This window comes from Amycolatopsis sp. FDAARGOS 1241 (assembly GCF_016889705.1).
Classification (GTDB): Bacteria; Actinomycetota; Actinomycetes; order Mycobacteriales; family Pseudonocardiaceae; genus Amycolatopsis.
Genome location: NZ_CP069526.1, coordinates 4473103 through 4499340 on the forward strand (window position 1 = coordinate 4473103; position 26238 = coordinate 4499340).

General features: G+C 72.3%; 33 protein-coding genes and 1 pseudogene. 15 read left to right on the forward strand and 19 right to left on the reverse strand.

The features are described from left to right. Positions 1 to 95 precede the first annotated feature (95 nt). Both I6J71_RS22080 and I6J71_RS22085 read right to left on the reverse strand, forming a co-directional pair. Complete coding sequence (locus I6J71_RS22080; RefSeq protein ID WP_204096429.1) at positions 96 to 311, reverse strand: hypothetical protein; 216 nt, start codon at positions 309 to 311, stop codon at positions 96 to 98. Then, positions 308 to 475, reverse strand: coding sequence for a hypothetical protein (locus I6J71_RS22085; protein ID WP_204096430.1), 168 nt, complete (start codon positions 473 to 475; stop codon positions 308 to 310). The genes I6J71_RS22080 and I6J71_RS22085 overlap by 4 nt, the downstream gene beginning before the upstream one ends. A 315-nt stretch (positions 476 to 790) precedes the next feature. Between I6J71_RS22085 and I6J71_RS22090 the strand changes: the two genes are divergently transcribed. From I6J71_RS22090 to I6J71_RS22100, 3 genes are all read left to right on the forward strand, one after another. Continuing rightward, positions 791 to 2212, forward strand: a complete 1422-nt coding sequence (locus tag I6J71_RS22090; RefSeq protein WP_204096431.1) for a DUF4118 domain-containing protein — start codon at positions 791 to 793, stop codon at positions 2210 to 2212. Between the two features lie 127 nt (positions 2213 to 2339). Continuing rightward, positions 2340 to 2528, forward strand: a complete 189-nt coding sequence (locus tag I6J71_RS22095; protein WP_204096432.1) for a hypothetical protein — start codon at positions 2340 to 2342, stop codon at positions 2526 to 2528. A gap of 41 nt (positions 2529 to 2569) precedes the next feature. After that, positions 2570 to 2926: a response regulator transcription factor gene (locus I6J71_RS22100; RefSeq protein WP_239155166.1), complete on the forward strand. Its 357-nt coding sequence runs from the start codon at positions 2570 to 2572 to the stop codon at positions 2924 to 2926. Here I6J71_RS22100 and I6J71_RS22105 read toward each other — a convergent pair. From I6J71_RS22105 to I6J71_RS22115, 3 genes are all read right to left on the reverse strand, one after another. Then, entirely contained in the window at positions 2923 to 3576 is a 654-nt protein-coding gene (locus I6J71_RS22105; RefSeq protein WP_204096434.1) for a response regulator transcription factor, read from the reverse strand. The two genes, I6J71_RS22100 and I6J71_RS22105, sit on opposite strands and share 4 nt — an antisense overlap. A 199-nt stretch (positions 3577 to 3775) precedes the next feature. Continuing rightward, entirely contained in the window at positions 3776 to 4696 is a 921-nt protein-coding gene (locus tag I6J71_RS22110) for a helix-turn-helix transcriptional regulator (RefSeq protein ID WP_204096435.1), read from the reverse strand. Between the two features lie 43 nt (positions 4697 to 4739). Further along, on the reverse strand, positions 4740 to 6551 hold the full coding sequence (locus I6J71_RS22115) for an FUSC family protein (protein ID WP_204096436.1): 1812 nt from the start codon (positions 6549 to 6551) through the stop codon (positions 4740 to 4742). A gap of 257 nt (positions 6552 to 6808) precedes the next feature. Here I6J71_RS22115 and I6J71_RS22120 point away from each other — a divergent pair, with 257 nt between their 5' ends. After that, on the forward strand, positions 6809 to 7237 hold the full coding sequence (locus I6J71_RS22120; RefSeq protein WP_204096437.1) for an MmcQ/YjbR family DNA-binding protein: 429 nt from the start codon (positions 6809 to 6811) through the stop codon (positions 7235 to 7237). 47 nt (positions 7238 to 7284) lie between these two features. Here the strand turns inward: I6J71_RS22120 and I6J71_RS22125 are convergent, their stop codons facing one another. After that, positions 7285 to 7722 (reverse strand): ATP-binding protein, encoded by a 438-nt coding sequence (locus tag I6J71_RS22125; RefSeq protein WP_204096438.1) that lies wholly within the window; start codon positions 7720 to 7722, stop codon positions 7285 to 7287. A 55-nt stretch (positions 7723 to 7777) separates the two neighbouring features. Continuing rightward, entirely contained in the window at positions 7778 to 8158 is a 381-nt protein-coding gene (locus I6J71_RS22130; RefSeq protein WP_204096439.1) for an STAS domain-containing protein, read from the reverse strand. A 194-nt stretch (positions 8159 to 8352) separates the two neighbouring features. Here I6J71_RS22130 and I6J71_RS22135 point away from each other — a divergent pair, with 194 nt between their 5' ends. From I6J71_RS22135 to I6J71_RS22145, 3 genes are all read left to right on the forward strand, one after another. Then, entirely contained in the window at positions 8353 to 9048 is a 696-nt protein-coding gene (locus tag I6J71_RS22135) for an ATP-binding protein (protein WP_239155168.1), read from the forward strand. After that, the gene (locus tag I6J71_RS22140; protein WP_204096441.1) at positions 9026 to 9319 is read left to right on the forward strand and encodes an STAS domain-containing protein; all 294 of its coding nucleotides are present in this window, start codon (positions 9026 to 9028) and stop codon (positions 9317 to 9319) included. The genes I6J71_RS22135 and I6J71_RS22140 overlap by 23 nt, the downstream gene beginning before the upstream one ends. 168 nt (positions 9320 to 9487) lie before the next feature. Next, positions 9488 to 9892 (forward strand): STAS domain-containing protein, encoded by a 405-nt coding sequence (locus I6J71_RS22145; protein WP_204096442.1) that lies wholly within the window; start codon positions 9488 to 9490, stop codon positions 9890 to 9892. A gap of 146 nt (positions 9893 to 10038) precedes the next feature. On the opposite strand, the gene I6J71_RS22150 is transcribed toward I6J71_RS22145, so the two are convergent. Beyond that, positions 10039 to 11250 carry a PP2C family protein-serine/threonine phosphatase gene (locus I6J71_RS22150; RefSeq protein ID WP_204096443.1) on the reverse strand — a complete coding sequence of 404 codons (1212 nt, stop codon included), beginning with the start codon at positions 11248 to 11250 and terminating at the stop codon, positions 10039 to 10041. 47 nt (positions 11251 to 11297) lie between these two features. On the opposite strand from I6J71_RS22150, the gene I6J71_RS49855 reads away from it, so the two are divergent. After that, entirely contained in the window at positions 11298 to 11423 is a 126-nt protein-coding gene (locus tag I6J71_RS49855; RefSeq protein WP_255570898.1) for a hypothetical protein, read from the forward strand. Positions 11424 to 11444: 21 nt separating this feature from the next. On the opposite strand, the gene I6J71_RS22155 is transcribed toward I6J71_RS49855, so the two are convergent. Continuing rightward, positions 11445 to 12182, reverse strand: coding sequence for an SDR family oxidoreductase (locus tag I6J71_RS22155; protein WP_204096444.1), 738 nt, complete (start codon positions 12180 to 12182; stop codon positions 11445 to 11447). A 99-nt stretch (positions 12183 to 12281) separates the two neighbouring features. Here I6J71_RS22155 and I6J71_RS22160 point away from each other — a divergent pair, with 99 nt between their 5' ends. Next, on the forward strand, positions 12282 to 12842 hold the full coding sequence (locus I6J71_RS22160) for a TetR/AcrR family transcriptional regulator (protein WP_204096445.1): 561 nt from the start codon (positions 12282 to 12284) through the stop codon (positions 12840 to 12842). Between the two features lie 8 nt (positions 12843 to 12850). Here I6J71_RS22160 and I6J71_RS22165 read toward each other — a convergent pair whose 3' ends face one another. Then, positions 12851 to 13042 (reverse strand): DUF3072 domain-containing protein, encoded by a 192-nt coding sequence (locus tag I6J71_RS22165; RefSeq protein WP_204096446.1) that lies wholly within the window; start codon positions 13040 to 13042, stop codon positions 12851 to 12853. 175 nt (positions 13043 to 13217) lie between these two features. Between I6J71_RS22165 and I6J71_RS22170 the strand changes: the two genes are divergently transcribed. Further along, positions 13218 to 13637, forward strand: coding sequence for a Fur family transcriptional regulator (locus I6J71_RS22170; RefSeq protein ID WP_204096447.1), 420 nt, complete (start codon positions 13218 to 13220; stop codon positions 13635 to 13637). Between the two features lie 24 nt (positions 13638 to 13661). Beyond that, a complete protein-coding gene (katG, locus tag I6J71_RS22175) occupies positions 13662 to 15926 on the forward strand; it encodes a catalase/peroxidase HPI (protein ID WP_204096448.1) in 2265 nt (754 codons plus the stop codon). A 45-nt stretch (positions 15927 to 15971) separates the two neighbouring features. Here katG and I6J71_RS22180 read toward each other — a convergent pair whose 3' ends face one another. The 5 genes from I6J71_RS22180 to I6J71_RS22200 form a co-directional block, all read right to left on the reverse strand. After that, positions 15972 to 17954: an MFS transporter gene (locus I6J71_RS22180; protein WP_204096449.1), complete on the reverse strand. Its 1983-nt coding sequence runs from the start codon at positions 17952 to 17954 to the stop codon at positions 15972 to 15974. 138 nt (positions 17955 to 18092) lie between these two features. Continuing rightward, positions 18093 to 18617 carry an FAD-dependent oxidoreductase gene (locus tag I6J71_RS22185; RefSeq protein WP_204096450.1) on the reverse strand — a complete coding sequence of 175 codons (525 nt, stop codon included), beginning with the start codon at positions 18615 to 18617 and terminating at the stop codon, positions 18093 to 18095. A gap of 227 nt (positions 18618 to 18844) precedes the next feature. After that, the gene (locus tag I6J71_RS22190) at positions 18845 to 20041 is read right to left on the reverse strand and encodes a PQQ-binding-like beta-propeller repeat protein (protein ID WP_204096451.1); all 1197 of its coding nucleotides are present in this window, start codon (positions 20039 to 20041) and stop codon (positions 18845 to 18847) included. Between the two features lie 67 nt (positions 20042 to 20108). Further along, positions 20109 to 20336: a hypothetical protein gene (locus I6J71_RS22195; RefSeq protein WP_204096452.1), complete on the reverse strand. Its 228-nt coding sequence runs from the start codon at positions 20334 to 20336 to the stop codon at positions 20109 to 20111. Beyond that, a complete protein-coding gene (locus I6J71_RS22200) occupies positions 20333 to 20953 on the reverse strand; it encodes a sigma-70 family RNA polymerase sigma factor (protein ID WP_204096453.1) in 621 nt (206 codons plus the stop codon). Before I6J71_RS22200 ends, I6J71_RS22195 begins: the two co-directional genes overlap by 4 nt. A 123-nt stretch (positions 20954 to 21076) precedes the next feature. Here I6J71_RS22200 and I6J71_RS22205 point away from each other — a divergent pair, with 123 nt between their 5' ends. The 3 genes from I6J71_RS22205 to I6J71_RS48650 all read left to right on the forward strand — a co-directional run bounded on the left by I6J71_RS22205 (position 21077) and on the right by I6J71_RS48650 (position 22742). Beyond that, positions 21077 to 21844 (forward strand): SDR family NAD(P)-dependent oxidoreductase, encoded by a 768-nt coding sequence (locus I6J71_RS22205; RefSeq protein WP_204096454.1) that lies wholly within the window; start codon positions 21077 to 21079, stop codon positions 21842 to 21844. A gap of 35 nt (positions 21845 to 21879) precedes the next feature. After that, positions 21880 to 22362: a peroxiredoxin family protein gene (locus I6J71_RS22210; protein ID WP_204096455.1), complete on the forward strand. Its 483-nt coding sequence runs from the start codon at positions 21880 to 21882 to the stop codon at positions 22360 to 22362. A gap of 83 nt (positions 22363 to 22445) precedes the next feature. Further along, a complete protein-coding gene (locus I6J71_RS48650) occupies positions 22446 to 22742 on the forward strand; it encodes a hypothetical protein (RefSeq protein ID WP_239155170.1) in 297 nt (98 codons plus the stop codon). 128 nt (positions 22743 to 22870) lie between these two features. On the opposite strand, the gene I6J71_RS22220 is transcribed toward I6J71_RS48650, so the two are convergent. The 4 genes and pseudogenes from I6J71_RS22220 to I6J71_RS22235 form a co-directional block, all read right to left on the reverse strand. Continuing rightward, positions 22871 to 23281, reverse strand: a complete 411-nt coding sequence (locus I6J71_RS22220) for a DUF1707 domain-containing protein (RefSeq protein WP_204096456.1) — start codon at positions 23279 to 23281, stop codon at positions 22871 to 22873. A gap of 34 nt (positions 23282 to 23315) precedes the next feature. Further along, a complete protein-coding gene (locus I6J71_RS22225) occupies positions 23316 to 23660 on the reverse strand; it encodes an ATP-binding protein (protein WP_239155172.1) in 345 nt (114 codons plus the stop codon). Next, positions 23657 to 24592, reverse strand: a complete 936-nt coding sequence (locus I6J71_RS22230; protein ID WP_204096457.1) for a histidine kinase dimerization/phospho-acceptor domain-containing protein — start codon at positions 24590 to 24592, stop codon at positions 23657 to 23659. Before I6J71_RS22230 ends, I6J71_RS22225 begins: the two co-directional genes overlap by 4 nt. Before the next feature lie 4 nt (positions 24593 to 24596). Then, positions 24597 to 25288 (reverse strand): annotated as a pseudogene (locus I6J71_RS22235) (response regulator transcription factor). 586 nt (positions 25289 to 25874) lie between these two features. Between I6J71_RS22235 and I6J71_RS22240 the strand changes: the two are divergent. After that, positions 25875 to 26237 carry a BlaI/MecI/CopY family transcriptional regulator gene (locus I6J71_RS22240; RefSeq protein WP_204096458.1) on the forward strand — a complete coding sequence of 121 codons (363 nt, stop codon included), beginning with the start codon at positions 25875 to 25877 and terminating at the stop codon, positions 26235 to 26237. Position 26238: the final 1 nt, after the last annotated feature.

The following is a 26238-nucleotide window of genomic DNA, read 5'->3' on the forward strand; positions in this document are numbered from 1 at the left end:
CAGCCGGGAATTCCCGGCGAGGATCGCAGGGGCCCGTCACGGACTGTCCACTCCGGAGCCGCAGCCTCGTGGCTGGTGGTCCACAGTGGACGGTCTCAGGCGGCGCTCGTCTCCCCGGGTCCGATGGCCGCGGCCGGATCCGCGTCGGGGCGGGGATTCGGCAGCCGGCACGGGGCTGCGCCGCCGAGGTGGGAGACGATGCGGTCGTCGGTGAGGACCCACAGCGTTTCGGCGGGCCGGCCGCACACGGAGCACGCCGAGCCCAGCAGGGGCAGGCACCAGCGGGCGAAGGGGATCTGTTCGAGGTTCACGGAGTCCACCTGCGTTCGACACGGATCCGGCGCGGGCGCACAGCGGCCCGCGGGAACGCGGGGGCCGCGGGGCGCAGGTGCGGGTCCAGTGCGGCTTCGCGGTCGCGCAGCGGGGAAACGACGGGCGCCGGGCGTCCGGCACGGGGCAGGCCGATGGTCCGCATCAGACTCCACCTTCCGGTCCGGAGCTGGTTGGAGGGGCGGACACCCGGCGAAGTGGCCGGGAGCCGGGTGTCCGCGGGTGGCGGGGGCCTGTTCAGCATCGCGTGGCAGGCGTCACCTCGCATTCCTGCCACCTGGAGTTCACACCCCCCGCTAGCGGGAGCGGCCGTGGGGCTGGATGTCCGGCTGGCCACGACATACCCTCTCGGTGGGTGTTGCACGTGGCCGGAGAAACGTTGATGCCAGGCCGCCTCAGTGGCGGATGGGTGCGACGCTGGCCGGGTGGCGTCCTGGCCGGCGTGGTCGCTGTTGCCGCTGTGACGGGCATCGCGAAGCTCCTCGAACCGCACGTGCAGCCGGTTTCCCTGCTGACGCTGTACTTGCTCGTGGTCCTGCTGATCGCGGTGGTGTGGGGAACCGCGCTCGCCGTGGTCACTTCGGTGCTGAGCGTCGCTGTCTACGTCACGCTGTTCGTCGATCCGGCCTTTGCCCTGCCGATCGCCGATACGCAGACGGCGGTGGCCCTGGGCGTTTTCCTGATCACCGCGGTCGTGGTCGGGACGCTCGCCTCGCGCCTGCAGCGAGCGGCGCAAACCGCGGAGCGCTTGACCGAAGAGCAGTCGGCGTTGCGTCGCGTCGCGACACTCGTGGCCAAGGCGGGTCCGCCGTCCGCGGTCTTCCAGGCGGTGACCAGTGAAGTCGGCAAACTGTACGACGCGGACCTCGCCCGGATGGAGCGCTACGAGACGGACGGCACCGTGACCGGAGTGGCCGCCTTCAGCCGGGTGCCCGTGCACCTGGCCGTCGGGCAGCGGTTCGCCCTCGACGGGCTCAGCGTCGCCCGCGAAGTGCGGGAGACGGGCCGGCCGGTCCGGCTCGAGACCTTCCGCGGCGCCGAGGGCGCCATCGCCCGGGAGGCACGCGGGCTCGGCATCCGCTCGTCCGTCGGCTGCCCCATCCTCGTCGCCGGCCGGGTGTGGGGGGTGATCGCCGCGTCGACGAAGAGCGACCAGCCCTTCCCACCCAACACCGAGACGCGGCTCGCGAGCTTCACCGAACTCGTCGCGACCGCCATCGGGAACGCCGAGTCCCGGGCCGAGCTCCGAGCGTCCCGCGCCCGCATCGTCGCGACCGCCGACCGGACCCGCCGGCGCATCGAACGCGATCTCCACGACGGCGCGCAGCAGCGGCTCGTGTCGCTGGCGCTGCAGGTGCGCGCCGTGCAGGCGCTGGTCCCCCGCGAGCTCGGCGAGGCGGCCCAGGAGCTGGAGAACATCGCGAGCGGGCTGTCGGCAGCACTCGACGAGCTGCGGGAGACGGCTCGCGGCATCCACCCGGCGATCCTCGCCGAAGGCGGGCTGGTGCCCGCGCTGAAAGCACTCGCCCGGCGCTCGCCGTACCCGGTCCAACTCACGGTCCGCGCCAACGGGCGCCTGCCCGAACCGATCGAGATCGGCGCGTACTACGTCGTCGCCGAAGCGCTGACCAACGCGGCCAAGCACGCCCGCGCGAGTTCCGTCACGGTCGTCGTCGAGGCGCGCGACGATGCGCTGCACGTGGCGGTGGAAGACGACGGCGACGGCGGCGCCGACTTCACCGCCGGGACGGGCCTGACCGGGATCCGGGACCGCGTCGAAGCGCTGGGCGGGCGGGTCTCCCTCCACAGCCCACCCGCCGACGGCACCAGGCTCGAAGCGGACCTCCCGTTCGCGCAGCAGACCACCAGCGCTGCGGGGTGATACCGGTCAGCCGGTAGAGCCCGTTCCCGGCAGCCGGGCCCGGGAAATGCCCGGTCGCCGTGACGACGCGGACACCGTCGGCCCGCCAGACTGGACGAGTCCCGTTCAGCCCGGAAGAAGCGACGTCATGAACAACCACCACCACGCCAGCAACAAGTACTGCGGCCACTGCGACCGCTGGCACTGCCAGTGCGACGGCTGTGGCTGGTTCTGGTACGGCGCGTGCACGTTCACCGAGGCGCTCCGGCACATCCGGCTTCACCAGCTCGACCGGGTGTACGCGGAAGCGGTTGCCGGGCCGCGGCGTACCGGCTAGCCGGGATGCGCCCGACGGGTCACTCCTGGGAGGGTGAGTGCGTGCGGTGTCTGATCGTCGACGACAGTCCGGACTTTCTGGCCGCGGCTCGCCGGCTCTTGGAGCGGGAGGGCGTGACGGTCGCCGGGGTCGCAAGCGACAGTGCGGGGGCGCTGCGGTCCGTCGAGGACCTGCGGCCCGAAGTCGTGCTGGTCGACATCGACCTCGGCGGTGAAAGCGGCCTGGAGCTGGTCGGCAAGCTCGATCGCACCCCCGCCGGCGGCGAATCGCGGATCATCGTGATCTCGACCCACGCCGAGGAGGACTACCACGACGTGATCGCGGCCGGGCCGGCCGCGGGCTTCCTGTCGAAGTCTTCGCTCTCGGCGCGAGCGATCCACCAGCTGCTGGAGCGCTAGCGGTTGTCGAGGTAGGTGAGCACGGCCAGGACGCGCCGGTGGTCGTCCGTGGTCTCCGGCAGGTCGAGTTTCGCCAGCACGCTGCGGACGTGTTTCTCCACGGTGCCCTCGGTGACCCACAGCCGCCGCGCGATGCCGGAATTGGACCGGCCCTCGGCCATCAGCGAGAGGACTTCGCGTTCCCTGGCGCTGAGCGCGGCCAGCGGATCGTTGCGGTGGCGCGCCTCCACCAGCTCCTGCACGATCGCCGGCTCCACCACCGACCCGCCCCGCGCGATGCGCCGCAACGCGTCGAGGAACTCCCCCACGTCCGCGACCCGGCTCTTGAGCAGGTACCCGATGCTGCGGCCGCTGACGAGCAGCTCCATCGCGTGGTCGACGTCGGCGTGGGCGGACAGCACCAGGATCCCGACGTCGGGCAGCTCCTGCCGGATGATTCGCGCCGCCTCCAGCCCCTCGGCGGTGTGCGTCGGCGGCATGCGCACGTCCACCAGCACCAGGTCGGGTTCGTGCTCGCGCGTCAGCTTCAGCAGCCCGGCCGCGTCGCCGGCCTGCCCGACGACCGTGAACCCAGACCGCTCGAGCAAACTGGCGAGGCCTTCGCGCAGCAGCACGTCGTCCTCGGCAACCACCACCCGCGGCATCGTCATCACCGCACCCGCTCTCGCCGCGGAGCTCGTCGGAAGAGCCGCGGAACCCAAGTGGGCAAATCGTGCCATATCCGCAGCGCCGACGGCCACCGGCGGGAGTTCAGCGGGCCAGGCACGGGCGCTCCCGCGGAAACCTCCGCGGAGCTGAGGGATCGCCGACCGGGCTGAATCCGGACGCGCTGACCGGCTCGACCCGGGGTCAGTACCGCGCGCCGGTGGTAAGTTCCCGCGACAACACGAGCGAGCGCAGCGCTTCCTCCGAGGACGTGCCGGGCTCCGTGTGGTAGATCGCCGGCGACTGGTCTTCGTCGCCGGGCAGGGTGAAAGTCTCGTGGGGGACGGTCGGCTCGCCGACCTCCGGGTGGTTGATCGGCATGCCGCCTCGGGTCTTGCGCTTGACCTGGTGGGCGTCCCACAGGCGCCGGAAGTCCGCGCTGACCGACAGGTCCGCGAGCAGCTCCGCCAGCTGCGGGTCGTTCGGGTAGCGGCCGGCGTACCAGCGCAGGTGACCGACCACGTCGGCCGCCTTGGTCTCCCAGTCGGCGAAGCGCAGCCGCGCCGCGGGCTCGAGGAAGGCGACGCGGCCCCAGTGGCGCTCGCTCGGAGCCCGCGCGTTCCAGTCGCCGAACAGCACGCACGCCAGGCGGTTCCACGCGAGCACGTCGCTGCGGCGGCTCCAGTCGTACGCGGGCACACTGTCCAATGCGGACAGTGTCGCCAGTGGCTCGGGCCGCGCCTGCTGGCGCTGCGCCTCGACTCGGCGCTTGCGGTGCGGCGGCCCGGCCAGGTGGACCAGGTGCGCGTGCTCGGCTTCGGACAGCGCGAGCGCCGAGGAGACCGCGTCGAGGACCTCGGCCGAGACGTTCTGGCCGTTGCCCTGCTCCAGGCGCGTGTAGTGCGCGACCGACACGCCCGCGACCTGGGCCAGCTCCTCGCGCCGCAAGCCGGGCACGCGGCGGCGCAGGCCGTACTCGGGCAGCCCGACGTCCGCCGGCTTGAGTCCGGCCCGCCGGCTGCGCAGGAACTCGCCGAGTTCCGTGCGCTGGTCGAAGTACAGCTCCGGGGCTTCGGGGCCGTCGTTGGGGGCCGTCGTCGTGCCGGTGTCGGGGTCGGTCGCCATGCGCTTCAATATTGCGCCGAATGCCCGATGCGGCACCCGGGAATCACCCGGGACCCGGCTTCCCCGCGGCCATTCCGAGAGCGGTGACCAGGAGGTGGTTCGCCGCGCTGAGCCGCGGATAACCCGGGATCGGGCCGTGGTCGGCGACGGGCGCCGGGACGCCCTGTTCGAGTGCGTCGGCGAACCGGTCGAGCCCGCACAAGAACGCTCGCGCGCGCTCCCGCGGCGGGGCGGGGCGGTCGTACGGGATGGCGAGCGCGAGCAGCGCCAGCTCGTCGGCGGCGTAGGTGACCCGGTGCGCGCGTTCGGCTCGCCGGTCCGGCAGCCGATCGGCCCGTGCGTCTTCGGCGACGCTGCGCAAGTCGAGCACGGTTTCCCGCAACCGGCCCCGGGGTTCTTCGGCATCGCCGACATCGAGCCAGCGCCGGCGGAACACCTCGGCGACCACGCGCAGGGTTCGGGCCTGCACCTGGGGCAGCCGAGCGGCGGTGGCGCGCGGCCACAACAGGACGCGCAGCACGACGGCGAGGACCGCGCCGATCGCGGTGTCCAGCAGCCGCGCGCCGAGCGCGCTGCCGAACTCGGCTCCCGGCACGGCGAGCTCGTACTGGAACAGCGGCACGAGTGTCACGAAGGCGACCCCGACGCCGTAGACGACGGGCAGGAATACCTCGGCGACGAACTGCGCGCCGATCGCGACGAGCGCGATCACCAGCGGCGTCGGCGCGCCCGCGAACCCGGCGAAGACCGCGCCGGCCAGCACGACGCCGCCGGCCGTGCCCACCGTGCGGTGCAGGGAGCGGCGCAGCAGCAACGTCACGTTGGATGCTTGCAGCACCGCCGCCACGGTCAGCCCCACCCAGTACGCGTGCGCCAAGCCGAGCAGCCGGCCGGTCAGCACACCCACGGCGACGGCGACGCCGATGCGCGCCGCGGCGGGCAGCGCGACCGCGCGCAGGGTCAGGGCCTGCCTCAGTTTCGCGCCGGACCCGGGTTCGAGCACGTCCGCATCGCCCACACCGTGGCCGGCGAGCACGAGGTTCGCGTCGTCGAACGCGCGCTCGAGACCGCCGTGGCCGGGCGGCGAGGCCGGGCGGCCCCTTCGGAGGTCGTCGAGCTCCGGTCGCCACGTCTGCACGGCGAGCGGCTCGGTGGCGTCGAAGGAGATCGACAGCGCGGAGGCGAGCATGAGATCCGCCGCGGCGAGCGGCCGCACCGTGGCGGCGGAGCCGGGCCGCGCCTGCCGTGATGTTTCGAGCCCGCGGCCGAGCACGCCGACGGCGCGGCGGCGGGTATCGGCAGCCGAGGGGGTTCCGGCCGTCCGGAGGACGTCCTCGACCGCGTCCCACGCCTCGTCCACCACGTGCCCGAGGCCGTCGCCGGGCCCGACCACCGCGGACACCACGAGCCCGGTCAGCGCACCGGCGGCGACGAGCACACCGTGCACCAGCGCCTCCCCGGGTCCCACGGATTCCCCGGACGCAACCAGCACGGCGAGGACGATCAGGTATTCCCTCGGCGGTGGCACCCGCATCGCCAGGCACACGAAGCTCGCGCCCGCCGCGACCAGCCCGGCGAACGCGATCGACACCCACGGCACCCGAGCCGCCAGTCCGCTGAGCGGCACGAGCACGGTCAACCCGAGACCCACCGCGGCGACCACACGCAACCGGTGCCGCCGCGGCGCGTTGCCCGCGTACACCCCCGCCATGCCGCCGAGCGACGCGATCGCCCCGAGGTCCGCCCGGCCGGCCAGCACCCCGGCCAGCAACGGCACGCCGACGCTCGCCGCCCCGCGCACCCCGAGCGGCCACCGGGCGACGAACGCCGCCGGCAACGTGCGCAGTTTCGGCATGGCTGGTTCCTCGGCGGTCCGGCGGTTTCGTCCCGGTCACCGTAATCGCGCGCGGCCGCGGCGTCGTGGTGGTGTGGGCCGGACGACGCCGCAACGGCGGCGGGGAGATCCTCGACGACCTTCGCGATCCCCGAAATCGTCCGGCGGCCCGCCTTGTTTCTCGACCGTGGGGCCGCCTCTGCGACTTCACGCCGGACGTGGGGCCCTGATCCCAGCCGAGCCGCCGTCGGGACACCTGCGCTCCTAGACTGGGCCGCATGCCGGACGACGACCGCCCCGCGTGCGTCGAGGACGTGCACGAGCTGGCGCTCGCGATGCCGCACGTGACCGTCTGGCCGGGGTCCGAGCACAAACCCGTGTACCAGGTCGGCGGCAAGTCGTTCGTCTTCTTCCGCAACCCGCGCCCGGACGCCTTCGACCCCGAAACCGGCGAGCGCTACGCCGACGTGATCGTCTTCTGGGTCCCGTCCGAAGCCGACAAGGAAGCACTCGTCCAGGACGAAACCTCGCCGTTCTTCACCACCCCGCACTTCCGCGGCCACCTCTCGGTGCTGGTCCGGGCCTGCCGCCTCGGCGAGATCAGCCACGGCGAGCTCGCGGAGGTCGTCCAGGAGGCGTGGCTTTCGCGCGCGTCGGCCCGCCGGGCCGCGACGTGGCTCGCCGAGCACCCGCCACCGGCCGGCTGACGGTGCCCGAGTGATCCACTGTGGACCGCGGCGGCCGAGCCCTCCCCTCAGTTCGGGCTGGGTGACGAAGACGGCTTCGGGTACCAGGTCATCGTCACGGTGGTGCCGCGTTCGGACGGGTCGACGGTGGCGTCGTCCGGCAATGCCCGGATGAGCGGAAGCCCGCGCCCGCGCAACGGCCCGGGGTTCGCGGCCGGAGGCAGCCAGCGGCCGTGGTCGGTGACGGTGACGCGGATCAGGCCCGGCTCGTGGCGGGCGTTGAGCTCCACGTCGCCGGGGGCCTTCGGATAGGCGTGGTCCGCGGTGTTGATCATCGCCTCGTACGCGGCCAGTTCGACGTCGCCGGCGAGGTCGCCGGGCACGTCGAGGGCGCGCAGCCAGCCGGCCAGGTCGTGGCGGAGCCCGGTGATGTCGTCGGTCCGGGCGGGCCGGCGCGCCCGGAGTTCGGGCTTCGCGGCCGCGTCGAGGTCCCCGCGCCGGGCCATGCTCACCACCTTGTCCTGCGGTCTTCGGTTCCGCCGCGCGGCGCACGGCGTTCTTTCAGCTGCCTGCGATGGCCTCGGCCGCCGAGGGGTACTGCGGGAACAACCCGTCAAGGCCGAGCAGCGTCAGCGTCCGCGCGATCCGGTGCTCGACCGCCAGCCGGACCTGAGTCCGCTCACCCGCGACGCGCTGCGCCTCCACCAGCACCGCCAGCGCGGATGAGGAGAAGAACTCCACGTCGGTCAGATCCAGCACGAGCACGCCGGGTCCTCCCTCGAACGCCTCACGGATCGCCGCCTGCAACCGGGGTGTGGTGACCGCGTCGAACTCACCGCGCGCCGTGAGCACCACTGCGGCACCGTCGCGCCGCAGACTGACGCCCGTACTCTCCGTCCCGCTCGTGAACGCCGGCTGCCGGTCGGCATCGAAAGCCTGCATCGGCCGATCCTCCCGCATTCGCCGCCACCCCGCACGACAGCGGAGCCACCACGTCGGAAGATCGCCGAGTGCCGTGTGGACCGCGGCGGAACCGGGTATGGGCACGTCACGGCAGTAAGCTGAGAGCCCGCGGGGCGAAGAGAGGGCATCGAGTGCGTTCCGAGGATGCCGGTCCGCCGGCCGGTGGGAGCAGCGTGTTCGCTGCCGATGACGAGGGAGGCCGGGCCATCCCGCTGGGCGTCCGCACGGACACCACCCGCTTCGAAGCCCGGGCGGTGCTGCTGCCTCGCTCCATCCTACTGCTCTACACCGACGGGCTCGTCGAACGCCGCCGCCGGTCCCTCGACGAGGGCATCGGCCAGGCCGCCGACCTCGTCGGCGAAGGCCGCGACGTGGCACTCGCGGACCTGGCCGGCCGGCTCATGACCGGACTCGCTCCGGCGGCCGGGTTCGAAGACGACGTGGCGCTGTTGCTGTACCGCCGGCCGGGGCCGCTGGATCTGGAGTACTCCGCCGACCTCGATCACCTCGCGCCGGCGCGCCGGGCCCTGCGCGGCTGGCTCGAGCAGTGCGCCCTCGGGCCCGAGCAGGCCCAGGACATCCTCGTCGCCGCAGGCGAGGCGCTGGCCAACGCGATCGAGCACGGCCACCGCGACTCGCCCGGCGGGCTCGTCCGCCTGCGAGCCACCGCCTCGGTCGACCGGGTCGAGGTGACCGTCGCCGACACCGGAACGTGGAAGCCGCCGCGGCCGTCCAGCGGGTCCTTGCGCGGCCGGGGCCTGGCCCTCATGAGAGCGTTGCTGGAGGAAGTCAGCGTCGATCCCGGTCCCACCGGGACCACCGTCCGCCTGCGAACGAGGATCGTCCATGACGAGCCCGCTCACCCTTGAGACCAGCCGGCAACAGGACGGCACGCCCTTCGTCACGGCAACGGGCGAAATCGACCTGAGCAACGTCACCGGCTTCACGTGGGCACTCGCCGACGCCACCGCCGCCGGCGCGGTCACGATCGACCTGCGCGGCGTGGGCTACATCGACAGCGCAGCCATCAACGCGCTGTTCACCCACGCCGACGGCGTCAGCCGGGTCCTCGCCCACCCGCTGCTCATGCCCGTGCTCACCGTCAGCGGGCTCACCGGGCTCATCGACGTCGAGCGCTGACCGTTTTCGGCGATGGTCGGTCATCGCTCGTTTGGGCGTCGCCCGCCGGGGTAGCCCTGGTGCACGCAGTTCCCGACTTCAGGACGGTGCACTTCCCATGACCGGTCCGCTCACCCGCACCTCGCGCCCTCGCTCGCGCGGCCCCGCCGCCGAAGTGAGCGTGTCGCCGTGAGCACCGCGTTCCAGCCCGACCGGCTCCAGCTCCTGCGTTCCCTCGACGACGGCACCATCGTGCTCACCCTGACCGGCGAACTGGACGCCGGCACGACGGTGAAGCTCGTCGAGACCACCACCCAGATCCTCGCCGCCGACCCCGAAGTGCTGGTACTGGACCTGTCCTCGCTGTCGTTCCTCTCCATCGTCGGCGCCCGGACGGTGCGCTGCCTGCACGCCAGCGGCGGCGCGACCCGCCTGCGCGTGGTCACCGGCTTCCGCCCGGTCGTGCGCGACTTCCTCCACGCCGCCGGCTTCGACGCCGTGCTGGACTGCTACCGCACCCGCCTCGAGGCGATCGTCGCGGGCGGGCGCGCCGAGTTCGTCACCAACGCGCAAGCCTGCTGGGACGCGAGCTGACCTGCTCCGGCAACGGACCGCGGCTTCAGCCCAGCGCCGGTCGCCCCGGTCATGCCGATCGGTTTCCCCGTCCGGTCAACGGTTTTCCGCGGCCCCGGCCCGTCCGGGTGCCGGTGTCTCGTCCAAGGTGGACCACGTCAGTCGAGCTACGCGGGTCGTCTCGTGGCGACCAGCAGGGCGACGTCGTCGTGGGCGGGGGTGGAGCCGACGAGCGCGGCCATGACGTACGCGCACACCGTGTCCGGATCGCCGGTGGTCATGGCGTCGGTCAGGCGGCGGAAGCGGTCGTCGAGGTCGGCATCGCGGCGTTCGACGAGGCCGTCGGTGTAGAAGGCGAGCGCGCAGCCCGGCGGCAGGGTCACCTCGGTGTCGTGCCGGGCCGAAGGCGGCAGACCCAGACCCACCGGCAGATCAGGCCGGACGTCCAGCAGCCGGGCCGGCGCGCCGGGTGCGGCGAGCACGGGCGGCGGATGCCCGGCCAGGGACAGGGTGATGGTCTTGCGGCCGGGCGGCACGATCCCGTAGGCGACCGTGGCCATGATGCCCTGCTCGAAGTGGTTGATCTTGCGGCTCAGCTTGCCCAGCGCCTCCGCCGGGCTCATGGCGTCGAGCGCATAGGCCCGCAGCGCGCTGCGCAACCGCCCCATGACGACGGCGGCGCCGAGTCCGTGACCGGCGACGTCACCCATCACGATGCCGATCCGGTCGCCCGGCAGCGGGAACACGTCGTACCAATCGCCGCCGACCGCGGTGTCCGCACCGGGCACGTAGCGGGCGGCGAAGTCCACGCCCGGCACCGACGGGATCCGCACCGGCAGCAGGCTCCGCTGCAGCGCGGTCGCCGCCGCGCGATCCTCGTTGGCCGTCTCGGCCCGCAGGGTCAGGGCCAGCTGGGACGCCGCAACCTGCAGCAGCTCGATGTCGTCCTCGTCGAACGCCCGGACCGTCGTGGATCCGATGTGCAGGACGCCGACGAGCTCGTCGCGCGCGAGCATCGGCACGCCCAGCAGCACCTTGAGACCGCGTTCCCACAGCAGCGCGTTGACCACGGTCGACTCGTCCACGTGATCGATGACCACCGGCGTCCGCTGCGCCGCCACCCGGCCCGCGAACCCGGCGCCGACCGGAACCCGCACGCCCTGGAAGACCTCTTCTTCGATGCCGGCGGACGCGATCGCGGTCAGCTGACCCGCGGCCGCGTCGTGCCGCAGCACGGTGGCGGTGTCGACGCCGAACAGATCCCGCACCCGCTCCAGCATCGTGTGCAGCAAGTTTTCCAGCTCCAAGCGCCCGAGCGTCGCGTCGGTGAACGCTTCGAGCCGTTGCAGCCGGTCGCGAAGGCCGGGTTTGACGGACATCACCTCAGGCTACTGGGCACTCCACCCCGGCCGCCGATCCGGAGCGCGTGACCAGCGGCTCAGTCCCGGGCCCGCGGCAGGCCGGGGCAGGGGTCGAAGCCGGCGGCAAACTCGGCGTCACGACCCGGACCCAGCTGCCGCGCCTCGACCGGCGCGAGTCCGATTCGGACTGATCGGTCGTTGTCGAGGGGCGCTCAGCCTTGCCGGGCGGGCCGGATGGTGAGGTCGCCGATTTCGACGTCGTCGGGTTGCTCGATGGCGAACGCGACGGCGCGCGCGACGGCGTCCGGGCTGATGCCGAGGGTCGCCATGGCGTGCTGGGCTTGGGCGCGCTGGTCGGGGTCGTCGAGGTGGTCGAGGAGTTCGGTGCGGACGAACCCCGGCGAGATCGAGGTCGTGCGCAGGACGCCGTCGGTGGACTCCTGGCGCAGGGCTTCCAGCAGCGTGCGCACGGCGTTCTTCGTCCCCGCGTACACGGCTTGGGTCGGCACGATCTTCAGCCCCGACGTGGACACCGTGGTGACGAAGTGGCCGCGCCCCTGACGGCGGAACACCGGCAGCGCGGCGGCGATGCCGTGCAGCACGCCGCGCAGGTTGACGTCGATCATCGCGTCCCAGTCGTCGACGTCGAGGTTCGCCACGGGTGCGGTCCGGGCGACTCCGGCGTTGCTCACCAGCACGTCCAGGCGACCGAACCGGTCCACCGCCAGGGCCACCAGCGCCTCCGGATCGGCCCGCCGGGTGACGTCGACTTCGAGCAGCTCCGCGCGGCCGCCCTCGGCCCGGATCCGCGTCACCAGCGAGCCGAGCCGGTCGGTGCGCCGGGCGCCGAGCACCACCGCCGCGCCACGGCCCGCCAGTTCCAGTGCGGTCGCCGCGCCGATCCCGCTGCTCGCGCCGGTGATGGCGACAACCTTGTCCAGCGTGCTCATCGAGCCGCCTCCTGCCCTAAGCTGACAACTGTCCGGTTACGGTTTCCACCGTACCGGACACTTGTCCAGTTAACTCCCAGGGGAAAGGCGGGTCGCGCCGTGGCGAGTCGTGAGCTCAGGTCCGATGCGGTCGCCAACCGCGACCGCATCATCGAGGTCGCCCGGACCGAACTGGGCAAGGCCAACGGCGCCGTCGCCGACCTGAAACTGCACGCGATCGCCAAGGCGGCCGGCGTGGGACAAGGCACCCTCTACCGACACTTCCCCACCCGCGAGCACCTGCTGGCCGAGGTGTACCGGGACGAGCTGACCCAGCTCGTCGACGCCGTGGCACCCCTGCTGGCACGACAGGCCCCACTCGAGGCATTGACGTGCTGGTTGGACCGCCTGCTCGAGTACGCGCGCGTCAAGCGCGGCGTCATGGCAGCCATCGAGGCCTCGGCCTGGCACGACCTCTACTCAGACCAGCACCACCGGCTCGACGAAGCACTCGGAACACTGCTCGATCGAGGGAAAGCCGCCGGCCAAGTCCGCGCAGGCGTCGACGCCACCGACGTGCTCCTCCTCCTGGGCGCGTTGTCACGCGTCCCGGAGTCCGAATGGGACGCCCGGGCGCCCACGATCGTCGCGGTCATCGTCGACGGGCTCCGCCCCCACTGAGCGAGCGCTCAAGCGCCACGACCCGTGCTGCGCTGCAATTCGTCGATCCGCTCCGACGCCTCCGCCTTGGTGAGCTCCTCCGGCACCTCCTCACCGGCCTCCTGGGCCAGCGTCTGCAGGTACGACTTCTGCGGACCGGTCATGGGCTCGTCGCCGGTCGTCCAGTCGCTCGGGTCCTTCCGCGGGTTCGGATCGGTCATCACGTCCTCCTTTCGAACACCTGTTCGCTCACGCCTCCGACCATACCCCAGGGGTCCGACAGTCGCCGGTCACCGCGCCCGGCTCGAATTCGCACGCATGACCGCGGCGCCCGTGGGGTACCCGCCGCGGGTGCACAACCTGAGTTGATCCAATCAAGACTGAGACGGGTACCCGATGTCCGAGCCAGAGGCGCAGTTGCGAGAGGTCTCGTTGCGCGTGACGCGGCCGCGGCTTGCCGTGCTCGCGGCGCTGCGCGGTCATCCGCACGTGGACACCGAGACGGTGATCACGTTGGTGCGGGCCGATCTTCCCTCGGTTTCGCACCAGGCGGTCTACGACGTCCTGCGGGCGCTCACCGACGCCGGGCTGGTGCGCCGCATCCAGCCGGCCGGGGCGAACGCGCGGTACGAGACCCGCGTGGGCGACAACCACCACCACGTGGTGTGCCGTTCGTGCGGTGCGATCGAGGACGTCGACTGCACCGTCGGCTCGGCGCCCTGTCTCACCGCTTCCGAAGACCACGGCTACGTGATCGACGAGGCGGAGGTCGTCTTCTGGGGCCGGTGCCCCCGCTGCGCGGCCGAAAACACCTGATCCGCGAGCTCGGAAGGCAAGCAGATGAGCGATACCCCGGAAAGCACCCCCTCCAGCGCGCAGGGGGTGGACGCGAAGGGCAGCTGTCCGGTCGCGCCCGGCTCGGCGACCTCGCACGGCAGCGAGAGCGAGAACCCGGCGATCGACTCGCCCACGCCGAAGACGGGCGGCCGCCCGCACACGAACCGCGACTGGTGGCCCAACCAGCTGGACCTGTCGGTGCTCCATGCCCACTCGTCGAAGAGCAACCCGCTGCCGGAGGACTTCAGCTACGCCGAGGAGTTCAAGAAGCTCGACGTCGAAGCCCTCAAGCGCGACGTCGTCGAAGTGCTCACCACGTCGCAGGACTGGTGGCCAGCCGACTTCGGGCACTACGGCGGGCTGATGATCCGCATGAGCTGGCACTCCGCAGGCACCTACCGCATCGCCGACGGCCGCGGCGGGGCCGGCGCGGGCGCACAGCGGTTCGCACCGCTCAACAGCTGGCCCGACAATGCCAACCTCGACAAGGCGCGCCGCCTGCTGTGGCCGGTGAAGCAGAAGTACGGCCAGAAGATCTCGTGGGCCGACCTGATCGTGTTCGCCGGCAACGTCGCCCTCGAGTCGATGGGCTTCACGACGTTCGGGTTCGGCTTCGGCCGTGAGGACACCTGGGAGCCCGAAGAGATCTTCTGGGGCCCGGAGGACGACTGGCTGGGCGACGAGCGCTACGTGACCGACTCGCAGATGGTGCCCGAGCTCGGCGCGACCGAAATGGGCCTCATCTACGTCAACCCCGAAGGCCCGCGCGGCAACGCGGACTTCCTGGCCGCCGCCCACTTCATCCGCGAAACGTTCGCGCGCATGGCGATGAACGACGAGGAGACCGTCGCGCTCATCGCGGGTGGCCACACGTTCGGCAAGACCCACGGCGCCGGCGTCTCCGACGACCACGTGGGCCCGGAGCCCGAGGCCGCCCCGCTGGAGGCGCAGGGCCTGGGCTGGCTCAGCACCCACGGCAGCGGCGCGGGCCGCGACGCGATCACCAGTGGCATCGAGGTGACCTGGACCGACCGGCCGACCGAGTGGAGCAACCGGTTCTTCGAAATCCTCTTCGGCTACGAATGGGAGCTGACCACGAGCCCCGGCGGCGCCAAGCAGTACGTCGCCAAGGACGCGCCCGACATCATCCCCGACCCGTACGACCCGGCGAAAAAGCACAAGCCGACCATGCTCACCACCGACCTGGCGCTGCGTTTCGACCCGACGTATGAGCCGATCTCCCGCCGGTTCCTGGAAAACCCGGACGAGTTCGCGCTCGCGTTCGCCAAGGCCTGGTACAAGCTGCTGCACCGCGACATGGGCCCGGTGAGCCGCTTCCTCGGGCCGTGGGTCGCCGAACCGCAGCTGTGGCAGGACCCCGTGCCGCCCGTCGAGGGCGAGCTCGTGGGCGAGGCCGACATCGCCGCTCTCAAGGCGAAGGTCCTCGACTCCGGGCTCACGACCGCCCAGCTCGTCACCACCGCCTGGGCGGCGGCCGCGAGCTTCCGCTCCACGGACAAGCGCGGCGGCGCGAACGGCGCCCGGCTCCGGCTCGAACCGCAACGCAGCTGGGAGGTCAACCGGCCCGAGGAACTGGCCCCGGTCCTGGAGAAGCTCGAAGCCGTCCAGCGGGAGTTCAACGACGCCGGTGGCGCGCGGATCTCCCTCGCGGACCTGATCGTGCTGGCCGGTGCGGCCGCCGTCGAAAAGGCCGCGCGCGACGGCGGCGTCGACGTGACCGTGCCGTTCCGCCCCGGCCGGACCGACGCGAGCCAGGAGCAGACCGACGTCGAGTCGTTCGCGGTCCTCGAGCCGCGCGCCGACGGGTTCCGCAACTACCTGCGACCGGGCGAGAAGCTCCAGCCCGAAGTGCTGCTCGTCGACCGCGCGTACCTGCTCAACCTGACGGCACCGGAGATGACCGTCCTCGTCGGCGGTCTGCGTGCCCTCGGCGCCGGCGGCACCCCACACGGGGTCCTCACCGACCGGCCCGGCGTGCTCACCGGCGACTTCTTCACCAACCTGCTCTCGCCGGGCACCCGCTGGCAGGCGGCGGAATCCGAGGAGAACGTCTACGAGATCCGCGACGCGGCCACCGGCGAGGTGAAGTGGACCGCCACCGCGGTCGACCTCGTCTTCGGGTCCAACTCGCAGCTGCGGGCCCTCGCCGAGGTCTACGCGAGCCAGGACGCCCGCGACCGGTTCGTGGCCGACTTCGTCGCGGCCTGGACCAAGGTCATGGAACTCGACCGCTTCGACCTCGCCTGACCGGCCACCCCGGGTGGCCGGCTCGGAGGTGCGGCCACCCGGGTGTCAGTCCACTGTGGACGCAAGCCGCAGGCGCGGGTCGAACTCCGTCGGGCCGTCGGCGGTGAGTTCGACCGGGCTCGCCGCCGGTTCGTAGCTCGTCACGACGATCCGGTACCGGCCCGGAGCCAGGCCATCGACGACGTAGTGGCCCGCGTCGTCGGTGACGACGATGCGCTGGACTTCCCCGGCGGCGTCCAGGACGGTGACCTGGGCGCCGCTGAACGGGCCCGGATCGGCGCGGACCGTGCCGGCCAGGCGGACCGAACGGGGCAGGACGACGTCCTCCCGCACCGGGTCGGAGCCGACCGTCACGTGGCGGGCGATCGGGGCGTAGCCGGGACCGGTGACGAGGAGCAGGTACGTGCCGGTGGGTGCGGCCAGCGCGAAGGTGCCGTCCGCGCCCGTGGCGGTGCGCCGGACCTGGTGGGTCTCCAGCGACGTGAGCGTCACCGCGGCTTCTTCACCCGGTGCGAGGCCCCGCACGGTGCCGGACACGGTGTCCGCGAGACGACGCTCGTGCGCCACCGGTTCCGGTGCGGCCTCGCGCTCCGGCTGCGGAGTGGGCTTCTTGCGGGAGCGCGACAACACGACGTCCGCCAAGCCGACCAGCAGCGCGAGCGTGACCAGCGCCGTCGAGCCGATCAGGCCGAGTGCGGCCGCGCCGTGGTAGTCGCCGTGGGATCGGCTCAGCTGCCCGAAGAAAAGCGAACCGCCCAGCGCGGTGCCGATCGCCGAGCCGATGCGCTGCGCCGTCTGCAGGACGCCGGCCGCGGTACCGCCTTCGGCGGGCGGGACGTCTTCCAGCGCGAGCGTCGAGTTCGGGGCGATGACCAGGCCGCTGCCGAAGCCCGCGACGAACAGCGGCCCGGCGATCACGAGCGCGGTGCCGGCGCCGAGGTAGTCCCGCACGATCCACGCCGTGCCGGCGAGACCGAGCGCCGCGAGCAGGTTGCCGAGGACGACCATGGGCCGGCCAAGCCGGTGCACGAGCCGCCCGCCGATCGCGGGCGAAATCGCCGAACCGATCGCGAACGCGAGCATCGACGCGCCCGACTCGAGCGCCGAATAGCCCTGGCCCTGCTGGAAGAACAGCGTCAAAACCAGGAAAATCCCGGTGAACCCGGCAAAGTACACCAAACCGAGCAGCGAACCCATGGTGTAGCTGCGGAAACTCAGCAGCTTCAGGTTCACCAGGGGGTGCTTGTCCCGGTCGCCGAGCCGGCGTTGCCACAGCACGAACACGATGAGCAACCCCGCCGCGACGCCCATCACCCACCACCGCGGCTGCGCGGCCTGCTCCTCCTCTTCGACCAGCGGCAGCATCACCGCCACGACCGCCGCGCCGAGCAGGACTGTGCCCAGCAGGTCCGGTGCGCGTTTCGGGCCGAGGCGCACGTCCTTGGGCAGCAGCCGCAGGCCGAACAGGATCGCGAGGATGCCGATCGGCAGGTTGACGTAGAAGACGTACCGCCAGCCCTCGTCGACGCCGAACCCCTGGATCAGCAGGCCGCCCAGCACCGGCCCGATGGCCGTCGACAGGCCGACCACCGCGCCGAACGCGCCGAACGCCTTGCCCCGCTCGCGGCCCGAGAACAGCTGCTGCATCATGCCGATGACCTGCGGGTTGAGCAGGCCGCCCGCGACGCCCTGTGCCAGCCGCGCGACGACCAGCCACGTCGCGTTCGGCGCCGCCCCGCACAGCGCGCTCGTCACCACGAACAACGCCAGCCCCAGCAGGAACATCTTCCGGCGCCCGTAGTCGTCGCCGAGCCGCCCGGCCGGCACGAGCGCGAGCCCGAACGTCAGCGCGTAACCGGACACGACCCACGACACGTCGGCGGGTGTGGCGCCGATCCCGTGCTCCATCGACGGCAGCGCGACGTTGACGATGCTGACGTCCAGCAGGGTCATGAAGCCGGCGATCAGGCAGACCCACAACGCCCGCCACCGCCGCGGATCCGGCTCCGGCGTGGGGAAAGCGCTCACTGGACCACCCGCGGTGAGTACGGACACCTGACGGCGTCAACGGTACCCACCCGCAGTTGCCCCGCGTGACGGCGCCGGTGGCGGCATGGCGAAGATCACCGGGCCTCCCCCTCCCCGCCGAAAGGTCAGCTCACGTCGCTACCGCCGGGGCTGTCGAGAGCGCTGAAGTCCGTGGGTGCGTGATCCCCGTCGGGGTCTGCGGAAGGCCGCCGAATCACCGGCCTTCGTGAGCTCACCGTGGGCGCCGATCCGCCAGGCGGCGACCTTGCCCGAGCCGGGCAGGACGTTGGAGGGGTTCTTGCCGTCCGGGTTGAGACCGAGGTCGAGCGGAGTGCTGCGAGCCGGCACGGCGGTGCTGATCGGGGTCAGGCGCCCGTCACGGGCGATCCGATAGCTGCCGGCCGCACCGGTGGGGTGGCCGTCCTCCACGCCGCCGCCGACGAATTCGGCGAAGTCGACGTTGCCGGTGGGGCGCCGGTTGCCCGAGCGGTGCACCAGGGCCTTCGTCGGCACGCATCCCACGTTCGGGCAGGTGCCGCCGTACATCTCGGGCGACTGCTCGACCACCACCCGCTTGCCGAGCCGGGCCATCGCCCCTGCCGCGGCCTTGCCGCCCTTGCCGAACCCGATGACCAGCAGGTCGGCTCTCTCGACACTCTCCATGATTCGGCCCTCTGCCCGTGTCGCCTGCGATACGGGCGGATCGAGCCCATCTCGAGGGCTCCTTCGCGTCGAGGAACGCCCGGGCGCCGGTCCCCTGCCGGATGTCACCGGGGTGGTGCCCGGGGAGTTCCACGGCGCGAGGTGCGCGCTACCGCCGACGCTGTGGCCGCAATCGGAGGAGTGCGCGGATGGTGTCCGGCGTCGTGATCGGGATCAGTCCCGAGAGGTCAGCCGATGGCGGTGACGAAGCCGTTGCGGCTGCCGATCACCAGGAACCCGTCGCCGGTCAGGGCCGGGTAGCTGTCGGCCTTGCCGCCGAGGTCGACGTCGAACAGCCGTGCGCCGCCGCGGTCGAACCCGTAGGCGTGCCCGTTCTGGCCGCCGAAGTACACGCGGTAGTCGCGGTCGAGGACCGTCGAGCTCCAGATCTGGGCGCCGATCGGGCCGTAGTGCGTCTTCTCCCGCCCGCTGCCGGCGTCGAGCACGTGCACCTGTCCACTGTGGTCGGCGACGTAGGCGAGCCCGGTCGCGGTGACCGCGGGCGAGGAGTACGTGATCACCCGCGGCGCGCGCCAGGCCGGTGTCCCGTCCGGGTGGTAGGCCCATTCGTCGTGGCCGTTGGTGCCCAGCAGCACGGTGCCGTCCGGTGCGAGGCCGGCCGAAACCTCGGTGAGGTCGTCGTGCGGGTCGGCGCGCCAGGCCACGGCGGCCGAACCACCGCGGTCGTCGATCGCGACGAGCGACGAGTCGGCGGTGGTGTAGACGCGGCCGCGGCCGTCGGTGACCACCGAGCCGTAGGACGCGGATCCGGTGTCGACGCTCCACACGAGCCGGTGGTCGCCGGCCGCGGCAGTGTCCACTGCGGACACCGTGCCGTCGCCGGTCCCCACGTACACGCGGCGACCGTCGGCCGACACCGGCGAGGTGACGCGGCCCGGCAACGTCTGCGTCCACAGTGGCTTCCCGGCGGCGGACAACGCGACGAGCTCGTCGGCGTTCGGGAACAGGATCGTGCCGTCCGGGAGCACGAGCGGCGAGATCGACAGGTCACCCCCGATCGGCCTCTTCGCGTCATAGGTCCACCGGTCGTGCCCGTCGGCCGGATCCAGCGCGTGCAGCACCCCACCGTTGGAGGCGACGTAGATCGTGCCGTCCTCGCCGACGACGGGCCCGGGAGTGACCGGGCCTTCGAGCCGGCGCCGCCACCGGACGGTGCCGCGGGCCGGTCCGGCGGTGGCCGCCGCGCCCGAGTGCCGGGCGTCGTGCAGCGCCGACGGCCAGGGTGCCCAGGTGGCAGCACCCGCCGATGTGCGAGGGAACGCCACAGTGGGTGCCTGGGCGGGGACCGCCGATTCCGCGGTGCAGGAGGGAAGAACAACCACGCTCACGAGGGCGAGGCCGAGTGCTGTGCGCCGGAATGCCATGTCCGCGAACCTAGCGATCTTGCCGCCGGCCGGGCCGCGGATCGGGCTTACGAAACCCTGACCGTACTCAGCGCGGACCGGCATCGCCGCGGATGGCCGCCAGCAGACCCTGCAGGTCTTCCCGGCAGGGCCCGCAGGCGCGCAGGTGCGCCGCGATGCGGGGGTGCAGGCGAGCGGCGTCTTCGTCGCGCGCGAGCAGTTCGGCGTAGACGTGCAACAGCTCCATCGCTTCCTCGCAGCCGCTGTCCTGCGGATCGGTGTCGAGCAACCGCAGCACCGTGCTCAGATCACTCACGCCTGCCTCCCTCCGGTTTCGTCCAGGTGGCCCTCGGCGACGAGGCGGGCCCGGATCTTGCGCCGGGCGTCGTAGAGCGTCTTGTAGAGCGCGTTCCGGCTCGTGCCGAGCTCCTGCACGAGCGCGTCGAGCGGGACACCATTCAGCACCAGCGCGGTGAAGACGCGTCGCTGGCGGTCGCTGAGCTCCTCGTGCACGGCTTTGCGGATGCCCGCCACCAGGTCCTGCCACTCCGCCTGCCGATCCGGGGTCAAGCCGAACCGGTCGGGCAACACCGACCAGTCCTCGATCTCCCACCCGTCCGGCGCAGTGCGGCGGAAGTGGTGCGCGAGCCCGTTCGACACCGCGAACACCACGAATTTGTAGGCCCAGCTCGTGAACCTGCTCTCCCCGCGGAACTCGCCCAGCTTGGCCAGGACGGTCACGAGCGCGTCGGTCGCCGCCTGCTGGACGAGATCGTCCGCCGCGGTGCCGGCGAGCTCCTGCCGGGCCGCCCGGCGGCCGACCTCGGCACCGGCGATCCGCAGGAACTTCGCGTGCAGCCGCGCGACCGCCTCGTCCCGGCCGGGAGCGCCGGCCGAGAGCACGCGCACCCACTCGGCCGACTCGTGATCCACGGCCGTCGATGCTACTCCGAAGAATTTCCCGGCCGGCGGGTAAGACGCGCGCCTGCGGCGACACCAACAGTAGAGGACGCCGATCCTCTCGCGATCGGCTCGTCGAACCAACAGGAGGCAAGCGTGCCCTTCGACGGCAGGACCGCGCTCGTGACCGGCGCGGGCAGGGGGATCGGGCGGGAGATCGCCGTGGGCCTGGCCCGGGCCGGCGCGCGCGTCGCCGTGCTGGCTCGGTCGAGCGCTCAAGTGGGCGAGACCGTCGAGCTGATCCGCCGGGACGGCGGTGCGGCGCTCGCCGTCCCGGCCGACGTCACCGACGGCGCCGCGCGGGAGGACGCGCTCGGCGCGATCGCCGATGCCTTCGGGCCGGTCGAGGTCCTGGTCAGCAACGCCGCAGTGGTGGGGCCACTAGGGCCCAGCACGCGCGTCGACCTCGGCGAGTGGACGCGGAACCTGACCACCAACATCATCGCGCCCGCGGCACTCGCGTTCGCCGTGCTACCGGCCATGGTGCAGCGCGGCTGGGGCAGGATCGTCACCGTCTCCAGCGGGATCGTCGCCAACCCGGCCGGGATGGTCGGCGGCAACGCTTACGTGACCGGCAAAGCAGCGCTCGAGGCGCACACGCTCAACCTCGCGGCCGAGACCGCGGGCACCGGCGTCACGGTGAACGTCTACCGCCCGGGCTCGGTCGACACGGCGATGCAGGAGTGGGTCCGCACCCGCGACGAAGCCGACATCCCGGCCCTGCACCGCCGGTTCACCGACGCCTACCGCAGAGGCCGGCTCATCACCCCGGAAGCCTCGGCGGCCGCATTGCTGGCGCGGCTGGCCGGAGACGGCACCGGCGAGATCTGGGACGTCGCCGACGACCTCCTGCCCGCCACCTGAACCACCTCGCACATCCCCTCCCGAAAGGAATCGTCATGTCCTTGCTCCACCCCGGAGACACCTTCCCCGCCCTGTCGCTGACCACGGTCGACAGTGTTGTCCACGACGTACCCGCCGAGCTCGCCGGGCACTACGGGGTCGTGCTCTTCTACCGCGGCAGCTGGTGCCCGTACTGCAACGCGCAGCTGCGCGCGTTCCAGCGCGCCGCGGACACCTTGGCGGAGCTGGACATCAAGGTCGTCGCCCTGTCCGTCGACGACGAGGTGACCACGAAGGAGACCGTGAGCAAGCACAAACTCGCCTTCCCGGTCGGGCACAGCGCCGACGCCCACGCACTGCGGGAAGCGACGGGCGCCTTCGTCAACGAGGACCCGCTCTACGTCCAGTCCACGGGCTTCGTCCTCGACCCCCAGGGCAAGGTGCTCGTGAGCGTGTACTCCAGCGGCGCCATCGGCCGCCTCGTGCCCGAGGACGTGATCGGCATGGTCCGCTACGTCCGCGACCACGAAGCGGGCTGACGGCCGTTAGCCGACGGTAAGGGATCTTCGCGGTGACGCGCGGCACACTGAACACAGTGGACATCGACGCAAGGAGCCACGTGATGCAGAGCCCGCGGGAATCCGCGCCCGCACCGCACCCGGCCCGCAAGGCCTGGGCCATCCCGGCCACGGCGGCGGGGTTCGCCCTGTTCGTCGCGGCCGGGGCCAGGGTCATGGCCGTGTTCGCCGAATCCATGATGAGCGGCGTGGCGCTCATCGGCTCGTGGCTGATCCTCACGCTCGGCCTGGCCTACGCCGGCATCCGCCTGCGCCCGGGTCTCACCGCGGCCCTGCTGTTCGGGTTCGGCGCGGGCGTGGTCGCCGTCGCTTTTTTCGGCGGCATGCACATGCTGACCTGACCGGCCGGCCATTACGGCCTGCGCAACGGCCCTGAGGCAAGCTTCCGTACTCGCCCACAACCAAGCCGCCGTCCCCTGTCCCGGGATGCCGGCCATTCTCTGTCTATTGTAGACGCTGGTTCGCCGGGTCAGTGGTGGCCGAAACCGTGGTGGGGTCCGTCGCCGGTGATGCCGTGAGCGGCGAGCAGCAGCACGACCGCGAAGGCAAGAACGACGGCTGCGATGAGGACCGCGCGCCGGCGGGCGGCGGCCGGGCCACCACCGGTCAGGCTCACGACGTCGGCGGCGAACTGCTGAGCCGCCAGGGCGAGGACGGGACGCCAGCCGGGAACCGGCGGCGCGGCCCGGGGCAGGTCGGCGAGCACGGCGTCGAGCTCGTGGCGGTACCGGGCGGAGTAGACGGTCGCGGTGCGGTCCTCGACTTCGGCGAGCGACAGGCGGCCCTCGCCGGCGGCGTTCTGCAGCGCGGCGGCCGCGGCCTCGCGTTCGGCGTCGGAACAACGGAGCGCACCGGGTTCCGTGGGTTCTTCTGCGGCCATGGTTCCCTCCTGCCTTCGTCACCTATCCCGACGCTTAAATTCTACACGAACGTAGTAGGAAGCAGGAGCGCGAAGACGGACGGGCGCGGGTGGGTGAGGCGCAGCCGCCCGCTTTCGGCTTCCGCGAGCCGGCCGCGAGGGCGAGGCCGATGCCCGTGCCGCGGGCGCCGGGCGAGCGGCGGTCGAACACGTCGGTGCCGACGGGGATGCCCTCGCCTTCGTCGGCGACGTCGACGGCCAGCACGTCGCCCGCGTCGCGCGCGGTGACGGTGACCGTGCCCGCGCCGTCACGCAGGGCGTTGTCCAGCAGCACGGTCATGATCTGCCGCAGCACAGCACCGGACACCCGCGCGTCCGCGACGACGGGCTCGACCGTCACCACGAGAGCCGGAGTGTGCTCGGCCAGTTGCCGGTTTCCACCCCTGCCGACGACGGCCAGCTCGTCGGCGACCGCACCCGCGTCGCGCACCGGCGGGTGCCGCGGGCGAGGGCGAGCAGGTCGGTGACGGTCCGGTCCAGCCGCCCGGTCGTCGCGACGCCGGCCGCGCCCACTTCGCGCAGGTTCGCGTGCGGGTTCTCGAGCGCGGCCTCCAGCTGCAGGCGCAGCCCCGCCGGCGGCGTGCGCAACTGGTGCGACGCGTCGGCGGAGAACGCGCGCTCGCGGGCGAGCAGGTCGTCGAGCCGCTCGGCGGTGGAGTCGAGGGATTCGCCCACCGAGTCGATCTCGGGGATCCCGGCGCGCCCGGCGCGGATGCCGACGTCGCCGTCGCCGAGGTCACGAACGGTCGCGGAGAGCCGTTCGAGCGGCCGCGCCAGGCGTCGCGCCTGGCGGCGCGCCACCAGGTAGGCCGACAGCAGCGCGACGACGGCCAGGCCGTCCATGCCGAGCCAGGTGAGCCCGGTGTGCCCGTAGACCTCGCTGCGGGCGGAGGCCGCGCGGACGTGGGCGACGACCGTTCCGTCGTCGGTGATCGGCACGATCACCACGAGGTCGTCGCCGGTGTCCGCGGTGACGGCGCCGGCGGCGCCGGTCTCGGCCAGGGTGCGCGGTCCGCCGCCCGCGAGCCGCGCGCCGCCGGGCCCGTAGACCGCGGCCGAGGTGGGATCCTGCGTCATCGGCGTCCGGTCCGGGGTGCGGTGGCGCAGCACGTCGCCCGAAACGTCGAGTGCGTAGGAGTCGGCAGCCCGTTCGAGCTCCGCGCGTTCGGCGGTGACGTAGTAGCGGGCGACCGCGACGGCGAGCGGGACGCCGAACAGCCCGATCGCGACGAGTTCGGCGAACGCCGTGGTCAGCACAATGCGGCGGCGCACCCGCTCACCCCACCGGGGCCTCGATGCGGTAGCCGTGCCGGCGCAGGGTGGCGATCTCCGGCATCGGCCCCGCACCGCCCGCGCCGGCCGGCTTGTGCCGCAGCGTGGCGATGTGGACGTCGAGCGTCTTCGTCGAGCCGAACCAGTGCGCGTCCCGCACGTCGGCCATCAGCGTCTCCCGACTCACCGCCTTGCCCGGTTCCAGCGCCAATCGCAGCAGGAGCTCGAATTCCTCGGCGCGCAACGGGAACTCGATCCCGTCCACGGTGACGCGGCGGGCGGCCGCGTCGATGCACAGCCGGCCGAGCGCGATGTCGGCCGGCCCGCGGCCGGTCGAATGCCGGCGCAGGTGTGCGCGCAGGCGCGCGTGCAGTTCGCCGAGCGGCACCGGCTTGACGAGGTAGTCGTCAGCTCCCGCCTCGAGCCCGACGACCGCGTCCATCTCGTCGGCGCGCGCGGTGAGCATCACGATCACGCAGGCGGGCAGTGCGCCATGCAGCTCACGGCAGACCTCGGCGCCGTCCAGGCCGGGCAGGCCGAGCTCGAGCAACACCAGATCACACGCCTGCCGCGCGGCGTCGTGCAGGGCCGCGCGGCAGGCGTGTGCCACGCGACGTCGTGCCCCTGCTGGGACAGGCTCGTCCGCAGGACCTCACCGATGGTGCGGTCGTCTTCGACGAGCAGGACTCGGGCCATGGCGCCGAGAATATCCGGCTCTCCCGGTTGCGGAACGGCCCGCGATCATTTTGCCTGCCGCTAACCCGAGCCGATCGTCCTCTTACCCGCGACGGCGGGAAAATCGACCCGGACCGCGTTTTCCCGGCTTCCCACCTGCGCCTTTCCGGGCGTGTACCGAGCGCTCCAGAGCGAGTTCCCGAGAGCGTTGACAGCGCCGCGGAGCCCGAGGTCACCAGCCAAGACGCAATTGTTTCCGGCGCGAAAGACCCGGCCGGCGCTGTCCCGACGGCGATTCCCGCGGAACTGCGCGGCAGTCTCGCAGCGGCGTGCGACTCGGAGGTCAGGCTGAGGGACTGCAGGCGGCTTTTACCCCAACGGCACCGAGGTCGCGCCCATCGCACGACGGCATGGCGTCGGTCGTCGTCGACGGCACGGGCCACGGGTCCGTGGCGCAGTAGGTTCGAGCCCGGCCAAGCTGCTGCCGGCCATGCCGGACACCGCGAGCCGCTACCTGCGCCTGGACCAGCGCGACTTCTCCGCGTCCTCCCTGCGCACCCCTCCGGCGACCACACCGCGAACTACGACAACAGTGTAGATTCGCAGCATGCGCAGAGGACGGGGTGAGCTGGAGGCCGAGGTGCTGGCCGTGCTGTGGCAGCACGACGCGCCCGCGACCGCGGCGGACGTGCGCGAGCGGCTCGGCGACGACGCGCTCGCGTACACGACGGTGGTGACGATCCTGTCGCGGCTCCACGAGAAGGGCGTGCTCACGCGGGAGAAGCAGGGCCGGATGTTCGCCTACCGGCCCGTCGACGACCCGGCCGGGCTCGCGGCGCGGCGCATGCGCGCGGTGCTGGACAACGAGGACAACCGCGAGAGCGTGCTGGCCAGGTTCGTCTCGAACCTGCCGCCGGGCGACGAGCAGGCGCTGCTGCAACTGCTGCAGAGCGACCGCGGAAACCGGTGAT